The sequence below is a fragment of the Spirillospora sp. NPDC127506 genome (genome assembly GCF_040302145.1).
In the GTDB taxonomy this organism is placed as follows: Bacteria; Actinomycetota; Actinomycetes; order Streptosporangiales; family Streptosporangiaceae; genus Spirillospora.
On the sequence record NZ_JBEORG010000001.1, the window covers coordinates 507081 to 526392 of the forward strand.

The following is a 19312-nucleotide window of genomic DNA, read 5'->3' on the forward strand; positions in this document are numbered from 1 at the left end:
TCGAAACTTTTCGATAACTTTTCGAGAGCAAACAGGAAAATAGTCCCAAGCGCCCCTAGCGTCAACCACTTTCACGGGCTTTCAAAGGTCAGCCCGGTCGCGGGAGTCGCACCGACCATGATCATCTCTTCGAAATCTTTCGATGAAGTGATCATCATGGCCGGCCGCGGGCGCCTGCCCCGCCGCGGCCCCGGGGCGCCGCTCCTCGCGCACCGCGCAAGGCCCGCTCCGCCGCGGCCTTTGTAGGCCATTTCCGCTGCACATCGCAGGAAGCGGAAATACGATCCCTGCATCGGCCGCGAACTCTTCGCGGTGATGGTCGGCGTACGCGCGGAAGAGAGAGGCCGAAAACAGGTGACGAGTGATGAAAGAGCTCCCGTCGACCTCAAGGTGGAAGTAGCGCATCCGGCCCGGATGTACGACTACTACCTGGGCGGCAAGGACAATTACGAGGCCGACCGGATCGCCGCCGAGGCGGCGCTCGCCGCGGCCCCCGAGCTGAGAGCCATCGCCCGCGAGAACCGCGCCTTCCTGCGCCGCGTCGTCCGGCACCTAGTGGACTCCGGCATCCGGCAGTTCCTCGACATCGGCGCCGGGCTGCCGACCCAGCGGAACGTGCACGAGGTCGCGCAGGAGATCGCGCCCGAGACCCGCGTCGTCTACGTCGACAACGACCCGATCGTCCTGGTGCACGCGCGGGCCCTGCTCACCACCCACCCGCTCGGCCGCACCGCCGTCGTGCAGGCCGACGTCCGCGACCCGGAGCGCATCCTCGGCGACGAGCAGGTCCGCGATCTGCTCGACTTCGAGCAGCCGCTCGCGGTCATGCTCGTGTCGGTGCTCCAGTTCGTCCCCGACCGGGAGCCGCGGGACATCGTCGCCCCGCTGCGCGACGCCATGCCGCGCGGCGGATACCTGGCCGTCTCCCACCCCACGCAGGACTTCCGCTCCAGCCAGGTCGGCCAGGTCGCCAACACCTACAACCGCGCCAAGGCCCCCGCCGTGGCGCGCCGCAAAGAAGAGATCGAGCGCGTCTTCGACGGCTTCGAGCTGCTGGAGCCCGGAATCGTCCAGACGCCGCTGTGGCGCCCGGACGGCCGGGTCACCAGGGACCTCGAGCGCATCTGGATGTACGGCGCCGTCGGCCGCAAGGTCTGACCCATCCACTCCCCCCGGAAGGTGACATGGACGTCATCGAGGCCATGAAGACAACGGGCACCTGCCGCTACTTCCGCGACGACCCGGTACCGGACGAGGTGCTGCTGCCGGCGTTCGAGGCCGCCCGGTTCGCCCCCCAGGGCGGCAACCGGCAGCCCGTCCGCTGGGTGGTCGTCCGCGACAAGGACCGCAAGCGGCAGCTCGCCGAGTGGTACCTCGGGCCGTGGAAGGCGTACCTGGCGGGCATCGGGGCCGGGGAGATCGGCGTGGGCGCCCTGCCGAAGGCCGTCACCGACGCCGACCACTTCGCCGAGCACCTGCACGAGGTGCCGGCCGTCGTCGTCCTGTGCGCCGAACTCGACGGCCTGCACCCGACCGACCTGGAACTCGACCGCCTCAGCGTCGTCGGCGGCGGCTCGATCTACCCGACCGCGCAGAACTTCTGCCTCGCGCTGCGCGACCAGGGCGTCGCCACCGCCCTGACCACCCTGCTCGTCCACTCCGAGCCGCGGGTCAAGGAGCTCCTCGGCATCCCGGACGGCGTCATCACCGCCGCCCACATCGCCGTCGGCTACCCCGAGCGCGGTTTCCCCGCCAAGCTGAGCCGCATCCCGGTCGACGAGATCGTCTTCGACGAGACCTACGGGAATCCCCTGGCCTCCGGCTGACCGGCGCCAGCCGGCCGCACAGGCGAGATCTCACGGCAAGGCCCCTGGAACACGGTTCCGGGGGCCTTCCTCGTTCCGCGGCCCTCGGTTTGACGTATTTACGTAATTACGTAGTATCGGAGGCGTGGCTGAGGAGAACCTGTCGGAGCGGGTCGCGCGCCTGGAGGAGCGGGTGGCCCGGTTGGAGGAGCCGTCCGCGGCCGTGCGCCGTCCCGACGCGGACGACGCCTTCTGGGCCCTGCACGGCCTGAAGGACCGCGCCGACGACCCCGGCGCGGTGCTGTTCACCGGCTCGGTGACGCTGCCGGCCGGGGAGCACTACGAATGGCAGCAGGGCCACACGGTGGACGACCTGCTGGCGGACGACTGGTCGCAGGCCGCCGAGACGCTGAGCGCGCTGGCGCACCCGGTGCGGCTGCTGCTGCTCCGCGAGATCCTCCAGGGCTCCCGCACCACCGCCGAGCTGGCCGCGCACGAGCGCCTCGGCACGACCGGCCAGCTCTACCACCACCTGCGCCAGCTGGTCGCCGCCGGCTGGCTGCGCACCACCGCGCGCGGGCAGTACAGCGTCCCGGGCGAACGGGTGGTGCCCGTACTGACCGTGCTCGCCGCGGCCCGCCGCTGAGCGGCCGCCCCGGCGGACCGATCGGAGGAGAGATGCTCAGAACGACAGCCCGCTTCAGGACGGTGTTCCTCCTGCTCGGAATACTGCTGTCCCTCACCGAACGCCTGCACGGGGTCGATGCGGTCTGGTGGGCCGGCCTGGTCCTGATCGCCGCCGGGATCGTGCTGTTCTTCGTGCCCGGCGGCGGCTCGGAGCGCGACCCGGTCACGGTGCGCGGCCCGGTGCGGGGGCGCTGGGTGCCGGTCAACAGCCCCGCCGACAAGGTCCCCAGCCACGGGACCCACGAGCTGGGGCAGACGTACGCGATCGACCTCGTCCACGTCCCCGACGGGACCGGCCCGTGGCGCCCGCTCCGCCGGTGGCCGCTCGCGGCGCCACCCGGCTCGTTCCCGGCGTTCGGGCAGGACGTCCTCGCGCCCGCCGACGGAGTCGTGGTGCAGGCGAGCGGATGGCAGCGCGACCACTGGAGCCGCAACTCCTGGCCCGCCCTCGTCTACCTGCTGGTCGAGGGCATGGTGTTCCGCCAGGTGCTGTCGCTGCTGACCCTGTCCGCGGGACGGTTCGTCGTCGGGAACTCCGTCACCCTCGACCTGGGCGACGGCGTGTACGCGGTCTTCGCGCACCTGCGCCGCGGTTCCCTGCGCGTGGCGAAGGGCGACCGCGTCCGCGCGGGCGACGTGCTCGGCGAGGTCGGCAACTCCGGGAACACGTCCGAGCCGCACCTGCACTTCCACCTGATGGACCGCCCCCGCCCGCTGGCCGCCGCCGGCGTCCCGTTCGCCTTCCCCTACGAATCCGGCGGCCGGACCGAGACCGGCGTCCCCGGCGCCCGCGCCCCGTTCACCGTCCCGGCCCCGGAGGTGCTCGCGCCCCGCGCCGCTGTTGACTAACCGGTCGGTCAATAAGAGCATGGGGCAGTGCGGACCAGGGACCCGGCGGGCAAGAAGGCGGCGCTGATCGACGCGGGCCTGGCGCTCGCCGAGGAGGCGGGGCTCGGCCGGCTGAGCGTCGACAAGATCGTATCCGCGGCCGGGGTGGCGAAGGGGAGCTTCTTCCACCACTTCGGCACCCGGGCGGGGTTCCTGACCGAACTGCACCGAGCCTTCCACGACCGCATCGCCGAGCGCATCGACGACGCGATCGCCGGTCTTCCCCCGGGACGCGACCGGCTGCTCACCGCCACCCGGGCCTATCTGGACGGGTGCCGCGCCGACCGCGCCGTCCGCGCCCTCCTGGTCGAGGCGCGCGCCGAGCGGGAGATCCTCGCCGAGGTCACCCGGCGCAGCGACCAGTTCGCGCGGCTGGCCGCCCCCGACTTCGCGGCCCTGGGCCGGGCGCGGCCGGCGGCGGCCGCGAGGCTGTGGATCACGATGGCCCGCGACGTGGCGGTCGCCGAATCCGGAGCGGACGCCGTCCTTCCGGAACTGCGCACCGCACTCGCGGAGTACCTGGACGGCCCCGGGTGACCGCCGCGGCGGCACCGGCCGCCGGCCCGCACGTGGACGGGGCCGTGCTCGCCGAGCCGGCCGCACGACCTGATCAAGAGGAAGCCTGAGCCGTGGCGTCCGCACCCTCCCGAAAGCGGCACTGGGCGGTGTTCGCCGTGGCTGCGGCGCTCTCCCTCCTCCTTTCACCCATCACGGCGATCTACGCCGGGGTGATCGGTGCCCTCGGGTTCATGACCAGCCTGGCCGCCGGACGGGTCATCGCCGGACGGGCCATGACCCGTCCGGCGATGGCGTTCGCCGGCATCACCGCCGGCGGCCTTCCCTACATCATCGCCGGGCTCGCCATCTGAGGCCGTCCGGTACGCGGGCTGAACGCGGGCTGATCGCCGACCTCGCCGGCACCTGACGTGTGCCGCCGGCCGGCGCGGCACCATCTCCTGGCCGCGGACGAGGTCCGCGGGCAACCGCCTGGCCAGTTCGCCGGCACCCCGAGCGTAGAGCGGGTCCACGGCCGCGACCCGGGCGCCGCCCGCACCCGCCACGGCGGCGAAACCGGACGCCCCGCCCGCGCAGTCGAGCGTGACGCCGGCCAGGTCGCGGTCGGTGAGAGCGAACATCGCCCGGTATTCGGCATGGGAACGGGACGTGACGAGCATGCGCCCTATGCCTCGGCCTTCTGTGCGCCGTGCAGGCCGAGGACGCCCTCCACCGCGCGGACGGTCAGCTCCTGATCGTGCGGTGCGTGCCCGGCGAGCGCGATGGCGACGCCCTCCAGGACGCCCATGTACGCCAGCGCGACCTTCCTCGCGGGAGGGCCGGGCGGGATCGTCCCGTCCCTGCGTCCCGCTCTCACCAGCCGGGTGACGCGTTCGACGCCCGTCTCCCAGGTCCGCTCGATCTCCCGGCCGACCGGGTGGTCCTGCTCGCTGAACTCGATCCGGAGCGCCATGATCACGCGGGCGATGTCCCGCCGGCAGAAGACGGCGTGCCCGCGCGCCAGCGCGAGCAGCTCCGCCACCGGTGCGGTTTCCCGCCTGGCCGGCTCGCCGACTTCGCTGAGCCAGTTCTCGTGGACCCACTCCACCACCGCGAGGGCCAGGTCCTGCTTGTCCTTGAACTGGTGGTAGAGGGCACCGCGGGTGTATCCGGCGTCCCGGGCGACGTCGGCGAGCACGATGTTCCCGTAGCCGTAGCGGGACAGCCCCCTGGCCGCCGATTCGAGCAGGGCGGACCGGCTGCGGGCGCTCCGCTCCGCCTGCGTCGCGCGCCGGGCCGTCCCCGGGGCATCCGAGCTACGTACGTTCATGTTCGTACGTTACTTGCTGAGCCGGGTCTCCCCGTGGTCATCCGTACCGGCGAAGCCGTTCGGGCAGGTCCACGGCGCCCGCGCCGGCGACGGCGACATAGGTCGCGTGCCCGATCACGACGGTGCCGCCGTCCTGTTCCCGGCGCATCGTGAACGACATCGACAGAGAGGTGCGTCCGATGCGCGTCGGCGCGACCTCCATCACCAATATGTCGTCCAGGCGTGCGCTGCCTCGGTAGTCGCATCCGTTCGCGCGGATGACCAGGTCGACGCCGTCCGCGCGCACCGCCCCGTAGCCGCCGGCGAAGCGGTCCAGCCATTCCAGGAAGCCGTCTTCGAAGAACTCGTAGTACCGGATCGCGTGCACCATTCCCTGCGCGTCGCACTGCCTGGGCTTGACCCGTACCCGGCACACCGCGACGGCCGGCTCTGCCTCCATGAGCTTCCTCCCCAACGGCACGTTCCCCGGAAGCTCTCAGGATCGCGTGTCCCGAGCCCGGGGGGATCGCCGGAACCGGTCGCGGCCCCGGTGGTGCGGCGACCCGGATCACCCGGCGCTCCGCCGGGTGATCCGCGTCGCGTTCCCGGCCCGGTTCTGGCGGGTCGCCGCCCTCCAAGTTAACATGCATGCACGCATGTATGTATATGAAGGGCGATGCGATGAGTTATCTGAGGTACGTCGCGGTGGGGGACAGCCAGACCGAAGGGCTCAACGACGGCGACGAGGAGACCGGCTACCGGGGCTGGGCGGACAGGCTGGCCCGCATGCTGGCCGAGCGCGAGCCCCGGCTGCGCTATGCCAACCTCGCCGTCCGGGGCAGGCTGGCCGGGCAGATCCGGGCCGAGCAGACCGCCGCGGCCCTCGCGCTGGAGCCGGACCTCGTGACGGTCATGGCGGGCATGAACGACCTGATGCGGCCCGGATTCGACGCGGCCGCCGTCGCGGAGGAGCTGGACGCCATGCTGGCCGCCTTCACCGGCTGCGGCGCACGCGTGGTCACGTTCACCTACCCCGACATCGCGCGGCTCGCCCCTCTCGCCCGGTACGCCCGGCCCCGGGTGCTGGACTTCAACGCGCGGATCCGGGCCTCCGCCGCACGCCACGGCGCCCTCCTGGTGGACACCTTCGGCTACCCGGTGACCACCGATCCGCGGATGTTCAGCGCCGACCGCTACCACCTCGCCCCGGCCGGGCACGCGCGCCTCGCCGCGGCCGTCGCCGAGGCGCTCGGCCTGCCCGGCAGCGACGGGTCCTGGGCCGAGCCGTTCCCGCCGGCGCCGCCCGCGCCGCTGTGGCGCCGCGCCTGCACCGAACTCGCGTGGGCCTCCGGCTTCGCCGGCCCCTGGATCGTCCGCCGGCTGCGCGGCCGCTCGTCCGGCGACGGCCGCAGCGCCAAACGCCCCCGGCTGGAGCCGGTGGTGTGACGCGCGCGGGCGGCGGCTCAGGTGCGGGGCGCCTGCGGGTGAGCGCGGGCGAGGAAGGGCAGGACCGCGGTGAGGAAGGCTTCCGGGTCCTCCGCGAAAGGGGCGTGGCCCGTCGGCAGGGGGTGCCAGGTCGCGCGGGGCATCGCGCGGCGCGCGGATCCGCCGTCCCGGCCGAGGAGCGGGTCGCGGGTGCCCCAGACCAGCAGGGTCGGGGCGGTGATCCGTGCCGCGCGCTCGCGCAGGTCGTGGTCCGCGTCGGTGAAGCTGCGCCAGATCGCCGCCTCCACCGCGACACTGGCCCCGTCGCTCCGCCGGGCGGCGTCGCGGGCGAGCATCTCCCGCACGACCGGGGTGCGCCCGCGCAGGTAGAGCCGGGAGAGTCGGCCGGCCAGCGACCGCGTCGCGGTCTCGGTTCCCTTCAGGCGGATGACCGCGCGGATGAGGGCGGTCTGGCGGGTGAAGCCGCCGCTGTTGACCAGCACCAGGGCCGAGACCGCGTCCGGATCGGTGATCGCGAGCCGGGCGGCCGCGTAGCCGCCCACGCTGTTGCCGATGAGCGCGGCCCGCCGCAGCCCCAGCCCGGCCAGGATGTCCGGCAGGATTCCCGCGAAGGCCATGGCGGTGGCGGCCGCGGGCTCCGGTGGAGCGGGGGAGCCCCCGTAACCGGGCCAGTCCACCGTGTAGGTCCGGAACCGGCCCGCCAGCGCCGGCACGACGGCGGCGTAGTCGCGCCCGTCGCCCGGGTTGGCGTGCAGCAGCACCACGGGCGCCCCCTCGCCGCGCATCGCCACCCTGACCGGCCCCAAGGCGGTCGCGATCACCGAGCACGCACCGGAAACGTCGGTCAAGATCATCACCCGCTCGCGGGGTCGGCAGGTGCGGCGGACCGCGTCCGCTCCGCACCGGCAGGCATGGGACGCACGCTACTAACAACCGACCGGTCGGTCAATAAGAGGCCGAGGGCATGGTGACCCGCCAGGTGCTGTCGCGCGGCCCTCGCCCGACCTCGGCTCAGGGGCCTTTCTGCTCTTGCGGGGGCGGGAACAGGGCCGTCTGGACGAGCCGCCTCCCGGCGCTCGGGTCGACGAGCACCCCCCGGCCCGGGGGGAGCGGCCGGGCGTCGAGGCCGAACAGGTTCCCCTCGTCCCTCCGCCCGGACATGACGAGCACGGGGGAGGCCGCGTCGTCGAGGCTCCTGATCAGCGGGTCGTACATGGCCCGGCCGGCTCCCACCATCGAGCGCGCCAGGATCAGGTGGAAGCCGATGTCCCGGGCCTGCGGCAGCAGCTCGATGATCTGCTCCAGCGGGTTGCCCGACGGCGTAGCGACCAGGTTGTAGTCGTCCACGACGAGGAACAGTTCCGCGCCCGACCACCATGACCGGTCGCGGAGCTGCTCGGGGGTCACGCCGACGGGCGGGAACCGGGCAGAGAGCGCGCTGTGCACCTCCCCCAGGACCTGCTGCGTCGCGACCTTGGAGGCCCCGTAGCCGATGTGGTGCTCGGTGTCGGCGGAGTCCAGCAGCGAGCGGCGGTAGTCCACGATGATGATGCGTGCCTGCTCCGCCGTGTACCGGCTCTCGATGCCGTGGATCAGCAACCGCAGCAGGTTCGACTTCCCGCATTCGGTGTCGCCGAAGACGGCGAAGTGCGGGTTCTTGACGAAGTCCAGGAAGACCGGCGACAGCGCCTCTTCTTCTATGCCGATGGGGATGCCGCGGTCGGAGTCCGCGGGGAGGGCGTCGAAGGGGAGCAGCGCGGGAAGCATCCGGACGGGCGGCGCCGGCGGCCCGCTCCACGCCTCCTTCACCGCCTGGACCATGGAACGCATCCCCTGTGCCAGGTCGTCCGCGGAGGCATTGCCGTCGATGCGGGGCAACGCGGAGAGGAACTGCGCTCCGTCGGGCACGATCCCCCGCCCCGGGCGCCCCTCCGGCACGAGAGCCGCCGCTTCGGGGTCGATCTGGGATTCCGAAGGGTCCGGCAGGCGCAGTTCGAGGCAGTGGCGGAAGAGCTCCCTGATCCCGGGTTTGAACTCTGACCAGGACCCGGCCGTGACGATCAGGTGGAGCCCGGCCCCGAAACCGGCGCCGGCGAGGTCGGCGACGAGGTCTTCGACCCCTTCCTCGACGTCCCGGAGCGCGCCCCAGTTGTCGATCACGAGGAACACGTCGCCGTACTCGTCGGGGGCCAGTGCGGGCGTCCTCCGCAGTTCCTGCCAGGTCGCCGCGGTCCTGACTCCCGTGTCCTCGACCTTCCGGCGGCGGTGCTCGGCGAGCGCGGTGAGTTCGGCGATGGTGCGGTGCACCAGTTCCGGCTGCCGGCGGGACGCGATGGACCCGACGTGGGGAAGCTCGCCGAGGCCGCCGACCGCACCCGGGCCCGCACCGAAGTCCAGGCAGTAGAACTGGGCCTCCGCAGGGGTGTGGGTGAGCGCGATCGACGCGACGAGGGTCGCCACCAGGGTCGACTTCCCGGTGCGCGGCCCGCCGACGATGGCGAGATGCCCGGTGGCCATGCTGACCCCCAGCCACCTGAGGCTCTGCTCGCTGGGCACGTCCACGACTCCGGCGATGGAGGTCAGATCAGATACATGCCGCCGCTCATCGGCGGCGGTGAGGCCGCTGCCGGGCGTCCGCCGGAGCGGAGGCAGCAGCTGATCCAGCGTGTGCGACTCGTTCAGCGGCGGCTGCCAGATCCGGTGAGCGGCCGGCCCCTGCCCTTCGAGCCTGCTCAGGATCAGTTCGAGCGGGGACCCGCCGCCGGGCGCGGACGAACTCTTCACGTACGCCGCCCTCCCGGCACGAGTGCCGCCTGGAAGCCGATCATCGTGTCGGCGCCGAACTTCAGATAGCCCCTGCCCGGCTGGTTCGGCAGGGTGTAGGCGTCCGGCACGCCGAGCATCATCCGCGACTCCTCGGCCGAGTAGGTGCGCATGCCGATGCGGTAGGTCATGTGGGCCCCCAGGCGCCGGGACGTCGCCTCGTCGAAGCGCTGCGAGGACAGCAGCAGATGGACGCCCAGCGACCGGCCCCTGCGGCAGATGTCCTCCAGGCCGTCGGCGAACGGCGGCCAGAGCGACGGCAGCTCGGCGAACTCGTCGATCACGATGAGCAGTGCGGGCAGCGGCTCCAGTTCGGCGCCCTGCGCCCGGGCCTCCTCGTAGGCCCGCTGCGTCCCGTGGTCGCGGGACTGCAGCAGCTTCCGCCGCCGGGCCAGCTCGGCGGCCAGCACGGCGCGCAGACGCTCGATGAGCGCGAGCTCGTCCTGCAGGCCGGTGACGACCGCCGACACATGCGGAAGACGCTCGAAGCCCCCGAACGTGCCGCTCCCCTTCCCGTCGATGAGCAGGAAATTGAGCACCTCCGACGAATGGGTGACGGCCAGGCTGAGGACGAGCGTGCGCAGCAGCTCCGACTTGCCGGACCCGGTCGCTCCGACGAGCAGCCCGTGCGGGCCCACCCCGCCCTCCGCGGGCTCCTTCAAGTCCAGTTCGACGGGCCGCCCGAGGAGGTCCACGCCGATGACGGGGCGCAGCAGCTTGTCGCGCGTGCGCCGCGACCACGCGCCGGACGTGTCGAACGTGGACGGGTCCGGCACGCCGATGAGTTCCAGCAGGCCGGGCGACCGCATGGCGGGGCCGTCCTGGCCGTCCAGCGCGGGGACCCGCGGCCCCCGCCACGCCGCCGCGATCCGGCCGACCAGCTCGTCGACCGCCGCCGAGTCGTCCTCCGGCGTCCCGTCCGGGCCCTCCGACGCCGCCGGCACCGCGATGCGCACGTAGCGGCCGCCGCGGGACAGCCCGAATCCGGGGCCGCTCGGCGGCAGCGCGCCCGCGAGCTGCGCGTCGATGCGCGACTCCTGCGGGTCGGCGAGGGCCAGCTCGATCCAGTTGCTCAGGTGGGGGAGCAGCTCGTCCGGGATGTCGCGCCAGCGGTCGGACGAGACGGCGAGGTGCATCCCGTAGTAGGCGCCGAGCTGGGCGATGCGCAGGCACAGGCGGGCGAACTCGGGGTAGCGGTCCGCGAAGTCCGGCCAGGAGTCGATGAGCAGGAAGACCTCGCCGACCTCGTCGCCCGGGATCTCGCCCCGCAGCCTCCTGGAGCGGAACAGCCGCGGCGAGCGGATCCGCAGCATGCCGCACACCTGCTCCCGGCGGCTCAGCAGGGCCGCCGCGCCCTCCACGATCTCCCGGACGGCGTCCCGCTCCGAATAGTCGGCGATCTTGCCGACGTGCGGCAGCCCGGCCAGCCGCGCCAGCCCGTCCGGCTCCCCGTGCAGCGCGTAGATCTGGGCCTCCGCGGGGGAGTGGGTGAGCGCCAGCGAGCACGCCAGCGTGCGCAGCACCGACGTCTTTCCGCTCCACATGCCGCCGACGATCCCGACGTGCGCGGCGCCGCCGGAGAGGTCGAGCGTGAGCGTCTCGCGCAGCCCGTGCTCGGGGTCGTACATGCGGCCGAGCGGCACGGCGAAGGTGCCGTTGCGCGGCCAGCCCGGGGCGCACAGGCCCCGGTCCTCGGTCGGCACCAGCGCCGGCAGCAGCTCGGTGAGCGGCAGGCTCTCCTCCCCGAACGGGTCGGCCCGCGCGTCGGCGTCCCGGTGCCAGAGCGCCGCCTTGGCGATCGGGATGTTGCCCTGCACCCCGGACGTGAACTCGGTGGGCGTCTGCGGGACGCCCGACCGGCGCACATGGTCCTGGATGTGCACGAACAGCTCGTGGGCGGTGATGACGCCGTCGTTGTCGGCGTCCGCGCGTCCCGTGCCGAGCCCGTCGATGATCGCCTCGGTGAAGACCGAGCGGAACGGGCCCGACCGGTGCTTCATGGTCTCGCCCTCGTAGGCGAACTCCAGGACGTCCGAGGCCGCCATCACGTACGTGCCCTTGCCCGCGGCCTGCGCGCTCAGCTCCCCGCCGTCCGCCGCCGCGAACGGCTCCATGCCCTGCACGAACGCGCCGCCGTAGCAGCAGTCGAGCAGCAGGATCTTCCCGGCGGCGCGGCACCGGCTCATCTGCTCCTCGACGAACCGCGCGGACACCGACGTCGACTCGGGGAGGTCCCGCCGCGTCCGGACGGTGGTGAAGAACAGCCGCCCGTGCTTGTCGCGGATGCCGTGGCACGACATGTAGAGCATGACGGTGTCCGCCGGGTCGCGCCGGCCGAACAGCTCCTCGATGTGCTCCTCGATCGCCGACTTCGGCTCGTTGGCCAGGACGAGCACCCGGTCGAAGTAGCCGATCGAGTCGTCCTCCAGCAGCGCGGCGAGGCGCCGGGCGTCCTGCGCGGGCGAGCGCAGCAGCCGCAGGCCCGGGTCGACGTACTCGGTCGTGGCGACCAGCAGGGCGATCCTGCTCATGCCGGGCTTCGGGACCCCGTCCTCATCCGTCCCCCTCGCGGCGCCGCAGCCACCGGTCGATCAGCTCGCGCTGCTCCTTGGCCGACAGCCCCTCCACCGCCAGGGAATCGTCGCCCTCGACCAGTTCGACTTTCCGCGCCTCGGTCCGCTTGCGCCATTCCGCGACGAGGCCGACCAGCGCGCGCAATGCCGCCCGGGAGAAGACGCCGCTGACGATGAGCGTCCCGATCGCGGCCACGGTGGCGCTTTTGGCGCCCTCCGGCGATTCCTCCTCGGGGCGCTCGACCTCCGTCACGGAATCGAGCAGAAGAAGCTCTTCCTCCAGACTGCGGGTCAGCTCGTCGAGTTCCTGGAGATCGTCGCCCTCGATGATCACTGAGATACGGGTCGCCCGCACGATCCTCACCCCGTCTGCTCGCCCCTCGGCCGCGCCTGCTCCGGCAGATTATCCACCCCGTTGAGAAACCTGCCACCGCTTCCGGACATGGGACGAGAGCCGCCCCCGGGCCTAGGGCGGCTCTCGCCGTTTTGGGTGTCAGGGAGCCCAGGGAGAGGTGACGGCCCAGGTGACGTCGGCCGCCCAGTTCGCGGACGCGTCGAAGTCGTGGGAGCCGCCGTTGCTCGCGATGTAGACGGTGTCGTTGTAATGCCGGATGAACCGGTCGGGGTAGTTGTAGGAGGCGAAGGACGTCCCGCTGCCGCTCTTTCCGGGCTGCGGGCAGAACGTGGCGTCGGCGCGGAAGATCGCGGACCCGTCCATCGGCTGCCGGTAGAGCTGGTAGTTGAAGTGCCGCAGGAAGTCACCCGGGTAGTTGCGGGACTCGAACGACACGCAGGAGTCGTCCGCCAGCCCACGGCGCACGATCCACGATCCGTCGTTCTTGTCGAGCGACGAACTGCCGGACGAGATCACCGAGGTCACGGCGTTGTCGTTCTGGTGGCGGATGTACCGCGTGGTGCAGCAGGCCGTCGTCGCGCGCAGCGAGATCGTCGAGCCCGGCGTCAGGCTGCCCGCCGGGACGGGACTCGGCGCCCCGTATCCGACCGACACGATGTTGGCCTGGACGGCGTTCTCCGCCGCGTCGCTGGGCAGCCCCGAGGTCATCACGCCCTCGAAGAAGTTGCCGACGGCGCTGTTGCTGTTGTCGCCGCCGATGCCGAGGATGATCGCGCCCTCCTTGTGCATCGGCGAATACCCCGGCCGCGACGTCGGCAGCGGCCCCGAATAGCGCGTGGACAGCCCGCCCGACTGGGCGTTGCCGTCCTTGATGGCGAAGAAGTTCGTCCCGTTGTTCTTCAGCGTCGCCGTCACGAACGGGTTCCGGCTGCCGGTGTTGCCGGTGTTCTCACTGCCGCCGTTGGCCGACTGGAACAGGCCGTTCTCCAGGTCGGCCATCACCCATGGACCCGAGCCGTGGCACGGCGAGAACCAGCACAGGGTGCCGAAGTAGATGGCGTCCATGTGGCCGTTGCCGTTGTCCAGGTTGTTGGTCTCGGCGTTGCCGTAGTCGAAGCAGCAGCCGCTGTTGAAATGCGTCGCGGAGGTGACCATGTACATCCCCTCCGGCTGGCTGCCGGTCGCCACGCCCGACGTCGAGTTGTCGCGGTAGCCCATGCGCCCGGAGAACGACGCGCCGTACACCGTGCGGCCGCCCGCGGTGACCGGCAGCGCGTCCGCCGGCACGGGGTCGTCCTGGCCGCCGACGCCTCCCGGAGGCGCGGGGGTCAGATCGTTGTGGCGGGACGTCTGGTCGTAGATGACCGAGATGACGCAGGTGGTGCCGGCGCAGAACGAGTCCTGCGCCCCGGCGTCGGCGTACCCGCCGGCCGAGAGGACGCCGATGTCGCGCGTCCGCCCGTCCGACGCCCGGCGCACCTGGTACAGGCGGCCGCCGTACGAGCCGAACAGCGCCCGCGTCGTACTGTGCGCCGCGACGCACGGCGTCCCGGCGGAGCCGTAGATGTCGCACGGCAGCGGCCCCGCCGCCAGCGACCGCCCCGGCATGCCGGCCACGAGGCCGAGCGCGGCGATCACCGCGGCGAACAGCGCCGTCCTTTTCCATTGCGCGAGCCGTAACCGAACCGCCATGGGAGCTGTCCTTTCTGCTGCCGACTCCTATTACGGGCGGGGGACGGCACAAGTTAGCGCTCACAAGTCGACCAAGAGCCGTCACATGCGACCCTCGCGACCTGCGATGTCTTTCCGAAGCCTAGAATGTTATCGCTAACATGAACCGGCCGAGGCAGCCCTCCCTCATAGGGTCGTGGTTTCAGGGCGGTGCTGCGAGCACATAACATTCCGCGGACGCTGTCAAGCCCCAATTGCAAGGGCCCGCGGAGGACTACCTCACCCGGGCGACCGCGCAGTACGTGTAAGCCTCCGCCGGAGTGGGCCGCGGCTGGACCTCGTCCTCGGCCCGCCATTCGGCCACCGACACGATCCCGGGCTCGACCAGCTCCATGCCCTCGAAGAACCGCGTGAACTCCGCCTCGCTGCGCCCGAAGAACGGCCCGTACCGCCCCGCGGCGATCGCGGCCGCCTCCTCCTCGGTCAGGAAGTCGTTGGTGGCGTGCGACATGACGAGATAGCTGCCCGCCGGCAGCGCATCGACCAGCCGGGCGACGATCCCGTACGGGTCGTACTCGTCCGACACGAAATGCAGCACCGCGGTGAGGACGAGCGCTATGGGCCGGGAGAAGTCGAGCGTCCGCAGGAGCTCCGGATGATCCAGTATCTTCCCGGGTTCGCGCACGTCGGCGTCGATGTAGGCGGTGACGGAGTCGGGGCCGCTGGTGAGCAGGGCACGCGCGTGCACGAGCACGATCGGGTCGTTGTCGACGTACACCACGCGCACCTCGGGCACGGCCTCCTGCGCGATCTCGTGCACGTTGGGGCTGGTGGGAATGCCCGTGCCGATGTCGAGGAACTGGTCGATCCCCACCTCATTCGCCAGGTAGGACACCGCCCGGCGCATGAACCGCCGGTTCTCGATGACCGCCGTCCGCACGGTGGGGAACGCGGCGGCGATCGCGTCCCCCGACTCCCGGTCGGCCGCGAAGTTGTCCTTCCCGCCGAGCCAGTAGTTCTGCCGCCGCGCCGGATGCGCCACCGTCGTATCGATCCGCGCCGACAGTTCAGCGCTCTCGTCCAGCTCGCTCACCAAGACACCTCCACCCTCCGACCACCCCCGAAGTGCCTACCCAATGGTAGACCTCGGCCCCTTCCCCCCGACGCCGATCGCCCCAGGACCGCGTGAGCCAGAGAATCCCCCGGGCCGGCCCAGCACGATGCGTCGCCACGACCAATGCCTGGACGCTGGATCAAAGACGGTGCAAGCCCGACCCACCGCAGCCCCGCCTTAATTAGCGGGCTTTCGTGAGCTGCCCGGACGGGCCTGGCCGAACGGTGGCGCGGCTGAACGGCGGTCGCAGTTCCAGCTAACCCACTGAGGCTGGACTCCCAAGAAGCCCCCGAGGCCCAGCAGGAAGTGGCGCCCCTTGGGGGGCCTGGGGGGAGCCCCCCAGATCGGGGGGCATGGGGGGTCGCCCCCCAAAAGAAATAAGGCCCCCGGGAAGTAACCCCGAAGGGGCTACGAACATAGGAGGCCCGAGTGCGCCGTCAGGGACTTGAACCCCGAACCCGCGGATTAAGAGTCCGCTGCTCTGCCAATTGAGCTAACGGCGCGTGTCTGGCGGGCCTTGGCCTTGGCCGGGGCCCTCGCGACAGGAAGAACAGTACCAGGGGCTGCGGAGCAGTGCGAATCGGTTTAGTCCTGGGCGGGGAGGACGCTGACCATGCCGCGCCAGAGGGCGATGGCGGTGGCGCGGGAGCTGACGCCGAGCTTTGCGTAGATGCGGTTGACGTGGTTCTTGACGGTCTTCTCGGACAGGAAGAGCTGGCGGGCGATCTCGCCGTTGGAGCGTCCGGTGGCGATGAGGTCCATGACCTCGGATTCGCGGGCGGACAGGCCGAGGGTGGTGCGGGAGGCGGCGCGGACGCCGCGGATGAGGTCGGGGGCGGTGAAGGCGCCGGGGACGAGGTGGCCGCAGGCGCCGGCGCGCAGCGCGGTCTCGACGGCGGGCTGGTCGCCGGAGTGGAGGAAGACGCGGGAGGCGGCGCTGAGGGCGGCCGCGTGGGCGGCGGAGGCCGCGTCGAGCAGGACGATGTCGGGCCGCAGGCGCTCCGCGAGGGTGCGGGCGGCTTGGGGGTCGGGGGTGTCGGCGACGACCTGGAGTTCGTCGCTGGCGTTCAGGAGGGAGATCACGTCCGCGCGGACCTGGGGGTCGGCGTCCACGACGAGGACGCGCAGCGGGGCCGTCTCATCGACACTCATCCGTTGCCCTTGGCGTGTCGTTGACATTTATAGGGACGGAGCATAACGGGACGATCTTCAAGAGTCGATGGACCGCGCCGCACACGGCGAAGGCCCCGGCTGGACGGCCGGGGCCTCGGAGCTGGGGTGAGTGAGGGGACTTGAACCCCCGACATCTTGGACCACAACCAAGTGCTCTGCCAGCTGAGCTACACCCACCGTGGCCGGGAGCGCGTCCCGGCTCCAAGTAGTGTAGCGGCTCCGGGAGGGTGGGTCAGCCGGAGGAGACCTTGGCGGCGATGGAGCGCGCCGTCTCGGAGTCGGGGCCGGGCTGCGGGACGAACACGGCGGCGCGGTAGTAGCGGAGCTCCTGGATGCTCTCGGTGATGTCGGCGAGGGCGCGGTGGCCGCCCTTCTTCTCCGGGCTGGCGAAGTACACGCGCGGGTACCAGCGGCGGGCCAGTTCCTTGATGGAGGAGACGTCCACCATGCGGTAGTGGAGGTGGGCGTCGAGGGCCGGCATGTCGCGTGCCAGGAAGGACCGGTCTGTGGCGATGGAGTTGCCGCACAGCGGCGCCTTCTTGGCGTCCTTCACATGGGAACGGACGTAGCCGAGGACGGTGTCCTCGGCCTCGGCGAGGGTGACGCCGCTCGGGAGGGCCTCCAGTAGCCCGGAGGTCGTGTGCATGTCCCGGACGACTTTGGTCATGCGGGTCACGGTCTCCGGGGGCGGCTTGATGACGACGTCCACGCCCTCGTCGAGGATGTTGAGTTCGCTGTCGGTGACCAGGGCGGCTATCTCGATCAGCGCGTCATTCCGCAGGTCGAGTCCTGTCATCTCGCAGTCGATCCAGACCAGCCGCTCGTTCATGGCATTCACCCTACGGCCATGAACGACTGCGCGGGGCGTCGAGCCCGCGGAATTAGGAGGTCACGCGCTGGGCGATATGTCCCGGAATGGGAATGCCGGGGCGGAGTTGCGGGTCGGGGGACGGCTCGCCGAACGTCTGGGCGACGGGGAGGACGCCGGCCCAGGTGTCCGTGGCGTAGTCCTCTTCCTCGTCCGACGGAGGGGCCTGGCGGATCTTGACCGACGCCTCGTCCAGGGAGAGGGCGATCACGGAGGTCGCGGCGAGTTCCTTCCGGTTGGGCTTGCGCGTCGCGTCCCACTGGCCGCGGACGAGGTGCTCGACGATGGCGCGGAGGCCGGTCTGCTTCTCGTCCGGGTCGGTGAGGAGCCGGGGCGTCCCGTAGATGACGGCGCTGCGGTAGTTGACCGAGTGGTGGAACACGGACCGGGCGAGGACGAGGCCGTCCAGGTGGGTGACGGTGACGCAGATGTCCTGGGACGGGGCCGCCATGAGGCTGCTCGCGCCGGTGGAGCCGTGCACGTAGAGGGTGTCGTCCAGGCGGCCGTAGCAGGTCGGCAGGACGCGCGGCGAGCCGTTCACGACGACGCCGAGGTGGCAGATCATGCCGGCGTCCAGGACCTCGTAGAGGGCGGCCCGGTCCGTGCCGCCGCGTTCCGGATGCCTGGTGAGCCGGGTGCGGGAGGTCGATGAGAGTGCGTTCATGTCCGTTTACGCTAGGAGGCGAGTGGCCTGGTCGGTATGGCCACTTGGCGCGCAAAGCCGGAGACCACTTTGTCGATCGATCTGCCTCTCGTCGTTGACCGGGACGCCGGGGAGCCGATGAGCGCTCAGCTCGTCGGCCAGCTCCGCGACGCGATGACGGAGGGACGCCTCGCCGCGGGAGAGCGGCTCCCCTCCAGCAGGGCGCTGGGCAAGCTGCTGGGCGTCAGCCGCACGGTGGTGACGGAGGCTTACGAGCAGCTCTACGCGGAGGGCTGGCTGGAAGGGCGCCACGGTTCCGGGACGTATGTGACCGAAGGCGTGGCCGCCGCGCCTGTGCCCAGGCCGCAAGAACCGACCACGAGACCGGCGCCGAGGGCGACCCAAAATGAGATCGACCTGAGGGCGGGTGCCGCCTGGACCGGGGCCCTCGACACACCGGCTTGGCGCCGAGCATGGCGTCTTGCCGCGGGCAGGCCGCCTCAGCAGCGCCAAGACCCGCACGGCCTGCCGGGCTTGCGCGAGGCACTCGCCGACTACCTCAGGCGTAGCCGCGGCGTGCGCTGCCCTGTGGACGGGCTGCTCGTCACACGGGGTGCGACGAACGGGCTCGATCTGCTTGCCGCGACCGTACTTCGCCCCGGCGACCGCGTCGGGGTGGAGGACCCGGGCTATGGGAAGGCGCGCATCGTCCTAGAGGGACGTGGTGCGGAGCTCGTGCCGTGCCCTGTGGACGAGCACGGCCTCATCGTCGACGGCCTGCCCGACGATCTGCGCCTCGTCTACACGACGCCGTCGCACCAGTACCCGATGGGCGGCGTGCTGCCCGTCCCGCGCCGGCGGGCCCTGCTGGCCTGGGCGAGGCGCAACGGGGCGCTCATCGCCGAGGACGACTACGACGGCGAGTTCCGGTTCGACGTCGCGCCCCTGCCCGCCCTGTACGGGCTCGACCCGGACGTGGTGGTCTACCTCGGCACCACGGCGAAGATCCTCACCACGGACATGGGCGTCGGCTGGCTGGCGGGCCGTCCCGACCTGGTGGAGAAGGTGGCGGCGCGCCGGATGGAGCTGAACGACCGCACGGCCATCGTCCCGCAGGACGCGCTGCGCATCCTCCTGGAACGGGGTGATCTCGACCGGTATGTCCGCAGGATGCGCGCCGAGTACGCGCGGCGCCGCGAGGTGGTCGTCCGCGCGCTGGACGGCCTCGCGCTGCGCGGCGACACCGCGGGGCTGCATCTGGTGGTGGACGTCCCGCAAGGCGAGGCGCGCCGCGTCGCGGCCGAAGCCGCCGAACGGGGCGTCCTGGTGGAGACCCTGGAGCGCTACTGCACGGAACCGGGGCGGGCCTCCGGGCTGTTGATCGGCTACGGCTCCGCCGCGACCGCGAGCGAGCTGCGCAAGGGATGCGAGATCATCCGGGCGCTGAGCGGCAGGCCCTGAA

The 19312-nt window shown here is 71.6% G+C and carries 19 protein-coding genes and 2 tRNA genes; 8 read left to right on the top strand and 13 right to left on the bottom strand.

Features of this window, described 5'->3' with window-relative positions; all coding sequences use genetic code 11:
* The first annotated feature begins 354 nt into the window (after positions 1-354).
* The 6 genes from ABTW95_RS02370 to ABTW95_RS02395 all read left to right on the top strand — a co-directional run bounded on the left by ABTW95_RS02370 (position 355) and on the right by ABTW95_RS02395 (position 4249).
* On the top strand, positions 355-1158 hold the full coding sequence (locus tag ABTW95_RS02370; protein WP_500223772.1) for an SAM-dependent methyltransferase: 804 nt from the start codon (positions 355-357) through the stop codon (positions 1156-1158).
* Positions 1159-1184: 26 nt separating this feature from the next.
* Positions 1185-1826 (top strand): nitroreductase family protein, encoded by a 642-nt coding sequence (locus ABTW95_RS02375; RefSeq protein ID WP_500223774.1) that lies wholly within the window; start codon positions 1185-1187, stop codon positions 1824-1826.
* A 124-nt stretch (positions 1827-1950) separates the two neighbouring features.
* Positions 1951-2451, top strand: a complete 501-nt coding sequence (locus tag ABTW95_RS02380; RefSeq protein ID WP_396450219.1) for an ArsR/SmtB family transcription factor — start codon at positions 1951-1953, stop codon at positions 2449-2451.
* A 32-nt stretch (positions 2452-2483) separates the two neighbouring features.
* On the top strand, positions 2484-3341 hold the full coding sequence (locus tag ABTW95_RS02385; protein ID WP_500223779.1) for a M23 family metallopeptidase: 858 nt from the start codon (positions 2484-2486) through the stop codon (positions 3339-3341).
* 27 nt (positions 3342-3368) lie between these two features.
* On the top strand, positions 3369-3917 hold the full coding sequence (locus ABTW95_RS02390; RefSeq protein WP_396450215.1) for a TetR/AcrR family transcriptional regulator: 549 nt from the start codon (positions 3369-3371) through the stop codon (positions 3915-3917).
* Positions 3918-4009: 92 nt separating this feature from the next.
* On the top strand, positions 4010-4249 hold the full coding sequence (locus ABTW95_RS02395; RefSeq protein ID WP_396450213.1) for a hypothetical protein: 240 nt from the start codon (positions 4010-4012) through the stop codon (positions 4247-4249).
* 311 nt (positions 4250-4560) lie between these two features.
* Here ABTW95_RS02395 and ABTW95_RS02400 read toward each other — a convergent pair whose 3' ends face one another.
* Together ABTW95_RS02400 and ABTW95_RS02405 are read right to left on the bottom strand one after the other, a co-directional pair.
* Complete coding sequence (locus ABTW95_RS02400) at positions 4561-5205, bottom strand: TetR/AcrR family transcriptional regulator (RefSeq protein ID WP_396450212.1); 645 nt, start codon at positions 5203-5205, stop codon at positions 4561-4563.
* A gap of 37 nt (positions 5206-5242) precedes the next feature.
* Entirely contained in the window at positions 5243-5644 is a 402-nt protein-coding gene (locus tag ABTW95_RS02405; RefSeq protein ID WP_396450210.1) for an acyl-CoA thioesterase, read from the bottom strand.
* Positions 5645-5865: 221 nt separating this feature from the next.
* Between ABTW95_RS02405 and ABTW95_RS02410 the strand changes: the two genes are divergently transcribed.
* Positions 5866-6630 carry an SGNH/GDSL hydrolase family protein gene (locus ABTW95_RS02410; protein WP_500223787.1) on the top strand — a complete coding sequence of 255 codons (765 nt, stop codon included), beginning with the start codon at positions 5866-5868 and terminating at the stop codon, positions 6628-6630.
* A 17-nt stretch (positions 6631-6647) separates the two neighbouring features.
* On the opposite strand, the gene ABTW95_RS02415 is transcribed toward ABTW95_RS02410, so the two are convergent.
* The 11 genes from ABTW95_RS02415 to ABTW95_RS02465 form a co-directional block, all read right to left on the bottom strand.
* Positions 6648-7478, bottom strand: a complete 831-nt coding sequence (locus ABTW95_RS02415) for an alpha/beta fold hydrolase (RefSeq protein WP_500223789.1) — start codon at positions 7476-7478, stop codon at positions 6648-6650.
* A gap of 163 nt (positions 7479-7641) precedes the next feature.
* Entirely contained in the window at positions 7642-9414 is a 1773-nt protein-coding gene (eccCb, locus tag ABTW95_RS02420) for a type VII secretion protein EccCb (protein ID WP_500223791.1), read from the bottom strand.
* A complete protein-coding gene (locus ABTW95_RS02425; protein WP_500223793.1) occupies positions 9411-11984 on the bottom strand; it encodes a caspase, EACC1-associated type in 2574 nt (857 codons plus the stop codon). The genes eccCb and ABTW95_RS02425 overlap by 4 nt, the downstream gene beginning before the upstream one ends.
* 22 nt (positions 11985-12006) lie before the next feature.
* Positions 12007-12390, bottom strand: coding sequence for a hypothetical protein (locus ABTW95_RS02430; RefSeq protein ID WP_500223796.1), 384 nt, complete (start codon positions 12388-12390; stop codon positions 12007-12009).
* A 129-nt stretch (positions 12391-12519) separates the two neighbouring features.
* Positions 12520-14073 (bottom strand): alpha-L-arabinofuranosidase B, encoded by a 1554-nt coding sequence (locus ABTW95_RS02435; protein ID WP_500223799.1) that lies wholly within the window; start codon positions 14071-14073, stop codon positions 12520-12522.
* A gap of 253 nt (positions 14074-14326) precedes the next feature.
* Entirely contained in the window at positions 14327-15145 is an 819-nt protein-coding gene (locus tag ABTW95_RS02440) for an SAM-dependent methyltransferase (protein ID WP_396450197.1), read from the bottom strand.
* Between the two features lie 451 nt (positions 15146-15596).
* Positions 15597-15669, bottom strand: a tRNA-Lys gene (locus tag ABTW95_RS02445).
* 82 nt (positions 15670-15751) lie between these two features.
* Complete coding sequence (locus tag ABTW95_RS02450; RefSeq protein ID WP_396450195.1) at positions 15752-16318, bottom strand: response regulator transcription factor; 567 nt, start codon at positions 16316-16318, stop codon at positions 15752-15754.
* A 122-nt stretch (positions 16319-16440) separates the two neighbouring features.
* Positions 16441-16516: transfer RNA gene (locus ABTW95_RS02455), tRNA-His, on the bottom strand.
* A gap of 55 nt (positions 16517-16571) precedes the next feature.
* Complete coding sequence (gene orn, locus ABTW95_RS02460; RefSeq protein ID WP_396450193.1) at positions 16572-17168, bottom strand: oligoribonuclease; 597 nt, start codon at positions 17166-17168, stop codon at positions 16572-16574.
* A gap of 52 nt (positions 17169-17220) precedes the next feature.
* Entirely contained in the window at positions 17221-17871 is a 651-nt protein-coding gene (locus tag ABTW95_RS02465) for a pyridoxamine 5'-phosphate oxidase family protein (RefSeq protein ID WP_500223803.1), read from the bottom strand.
* Between the two features lie 117 nt (positions 17872-17988).
* Here ABTW95_RS02465 and pdxR point away from each other — a divergent pair, with 117 nt between their 5' ends.
* Positions 17989-19311: a MocR-like pyridoxine biosynthesis transcription factor PdxR gene (gene pdxR, locus ABTW95_RS02470; RefSeq protein WP_500223806.1), complete on the top strand. Its 1323-nt coding sequence runs from the start codon at positions 17989-17991 to the stop codon at positions 19309-19311.
* Position 19312 lies beyond the last annotated feature (1 nt).

Coding starts and splice junctions, on each gene's coding strand:
- ABTW95_RS02375 (WP_500223774.1), top strand. CDS start 1,185: ATGGACGTCATCGAGGCCATGAAGACAACGGGCACCTGCCGCTACTTC.
- ABTW95_RS02385 (WP_500223779.1), top strand. CDS start 2,484: ATGCTCAGAACGACAGCCCGCTTCAGGACGGTGTTCCTCCTGCTCGGA.
- ABTW95_RS02400 (WP_396450212.1), bottom strand. CDS start 5,205: ATGAACGTACGTAGCTCGGATGCCCCGGGGACGGCCCGGCGCGCGACG.
- ABTW95_RS02405 (WP_396450210.1), bottom strand. CDS start 5,644: ATGGAGGCAGAGCCGGCCGTCGCGGTGTGCCGGGTACGGGTCAAGCCC.
- ABTW95_RS02410 (WP_500223787.1), top strand. CDS start 5,866: ATGAGTTATCTGAGGTACGTCGCGGTGGGGGACAGCCAGACCGAAGGG.
- ABTW95_RS02425 (WP_500223793.1), bottom strand. CDS start 11,984: ATGAGCAGGATCGCCCTGCTGGTCGCCACGACCGAGTACGTCGACCCG.
- ABTW95_RS02435 (WP_500223799.1), bottom strand. CDS start 14,073: ATGGCGGTTCGGTTACGGCTCGCGCAATGGAAAAGGACGGCGCTGTTC.
- ABTW95_RS02450 (WP_396450195.1), bottom strand. CDS start 16,318: ATGAGTGTCGATGAGACGGCCCCGCTGCGCGTCCTCGTCGTGGACGCC.
- orn (WP_396450193.1), bottom strand. CDS start 17,168: ATGAACGAGCGGCTGGTCTGGATCGACTGCGAGATGACAGGACTCGAC.
- ABTW95_RS02465 (WP_500223803.1), bottom strand. CDS start 17,871: ATGAACGCACTCTCATCGACCTCCCGCACCCGGCTCACCAGGCATCCG.
- pdxR (WP_500223806.1), top strand. CDS start 17,989: ATGAGCGCTCAGCTCGTCGGCCAGCTCCGCGACGCGATGACGGAGGGA.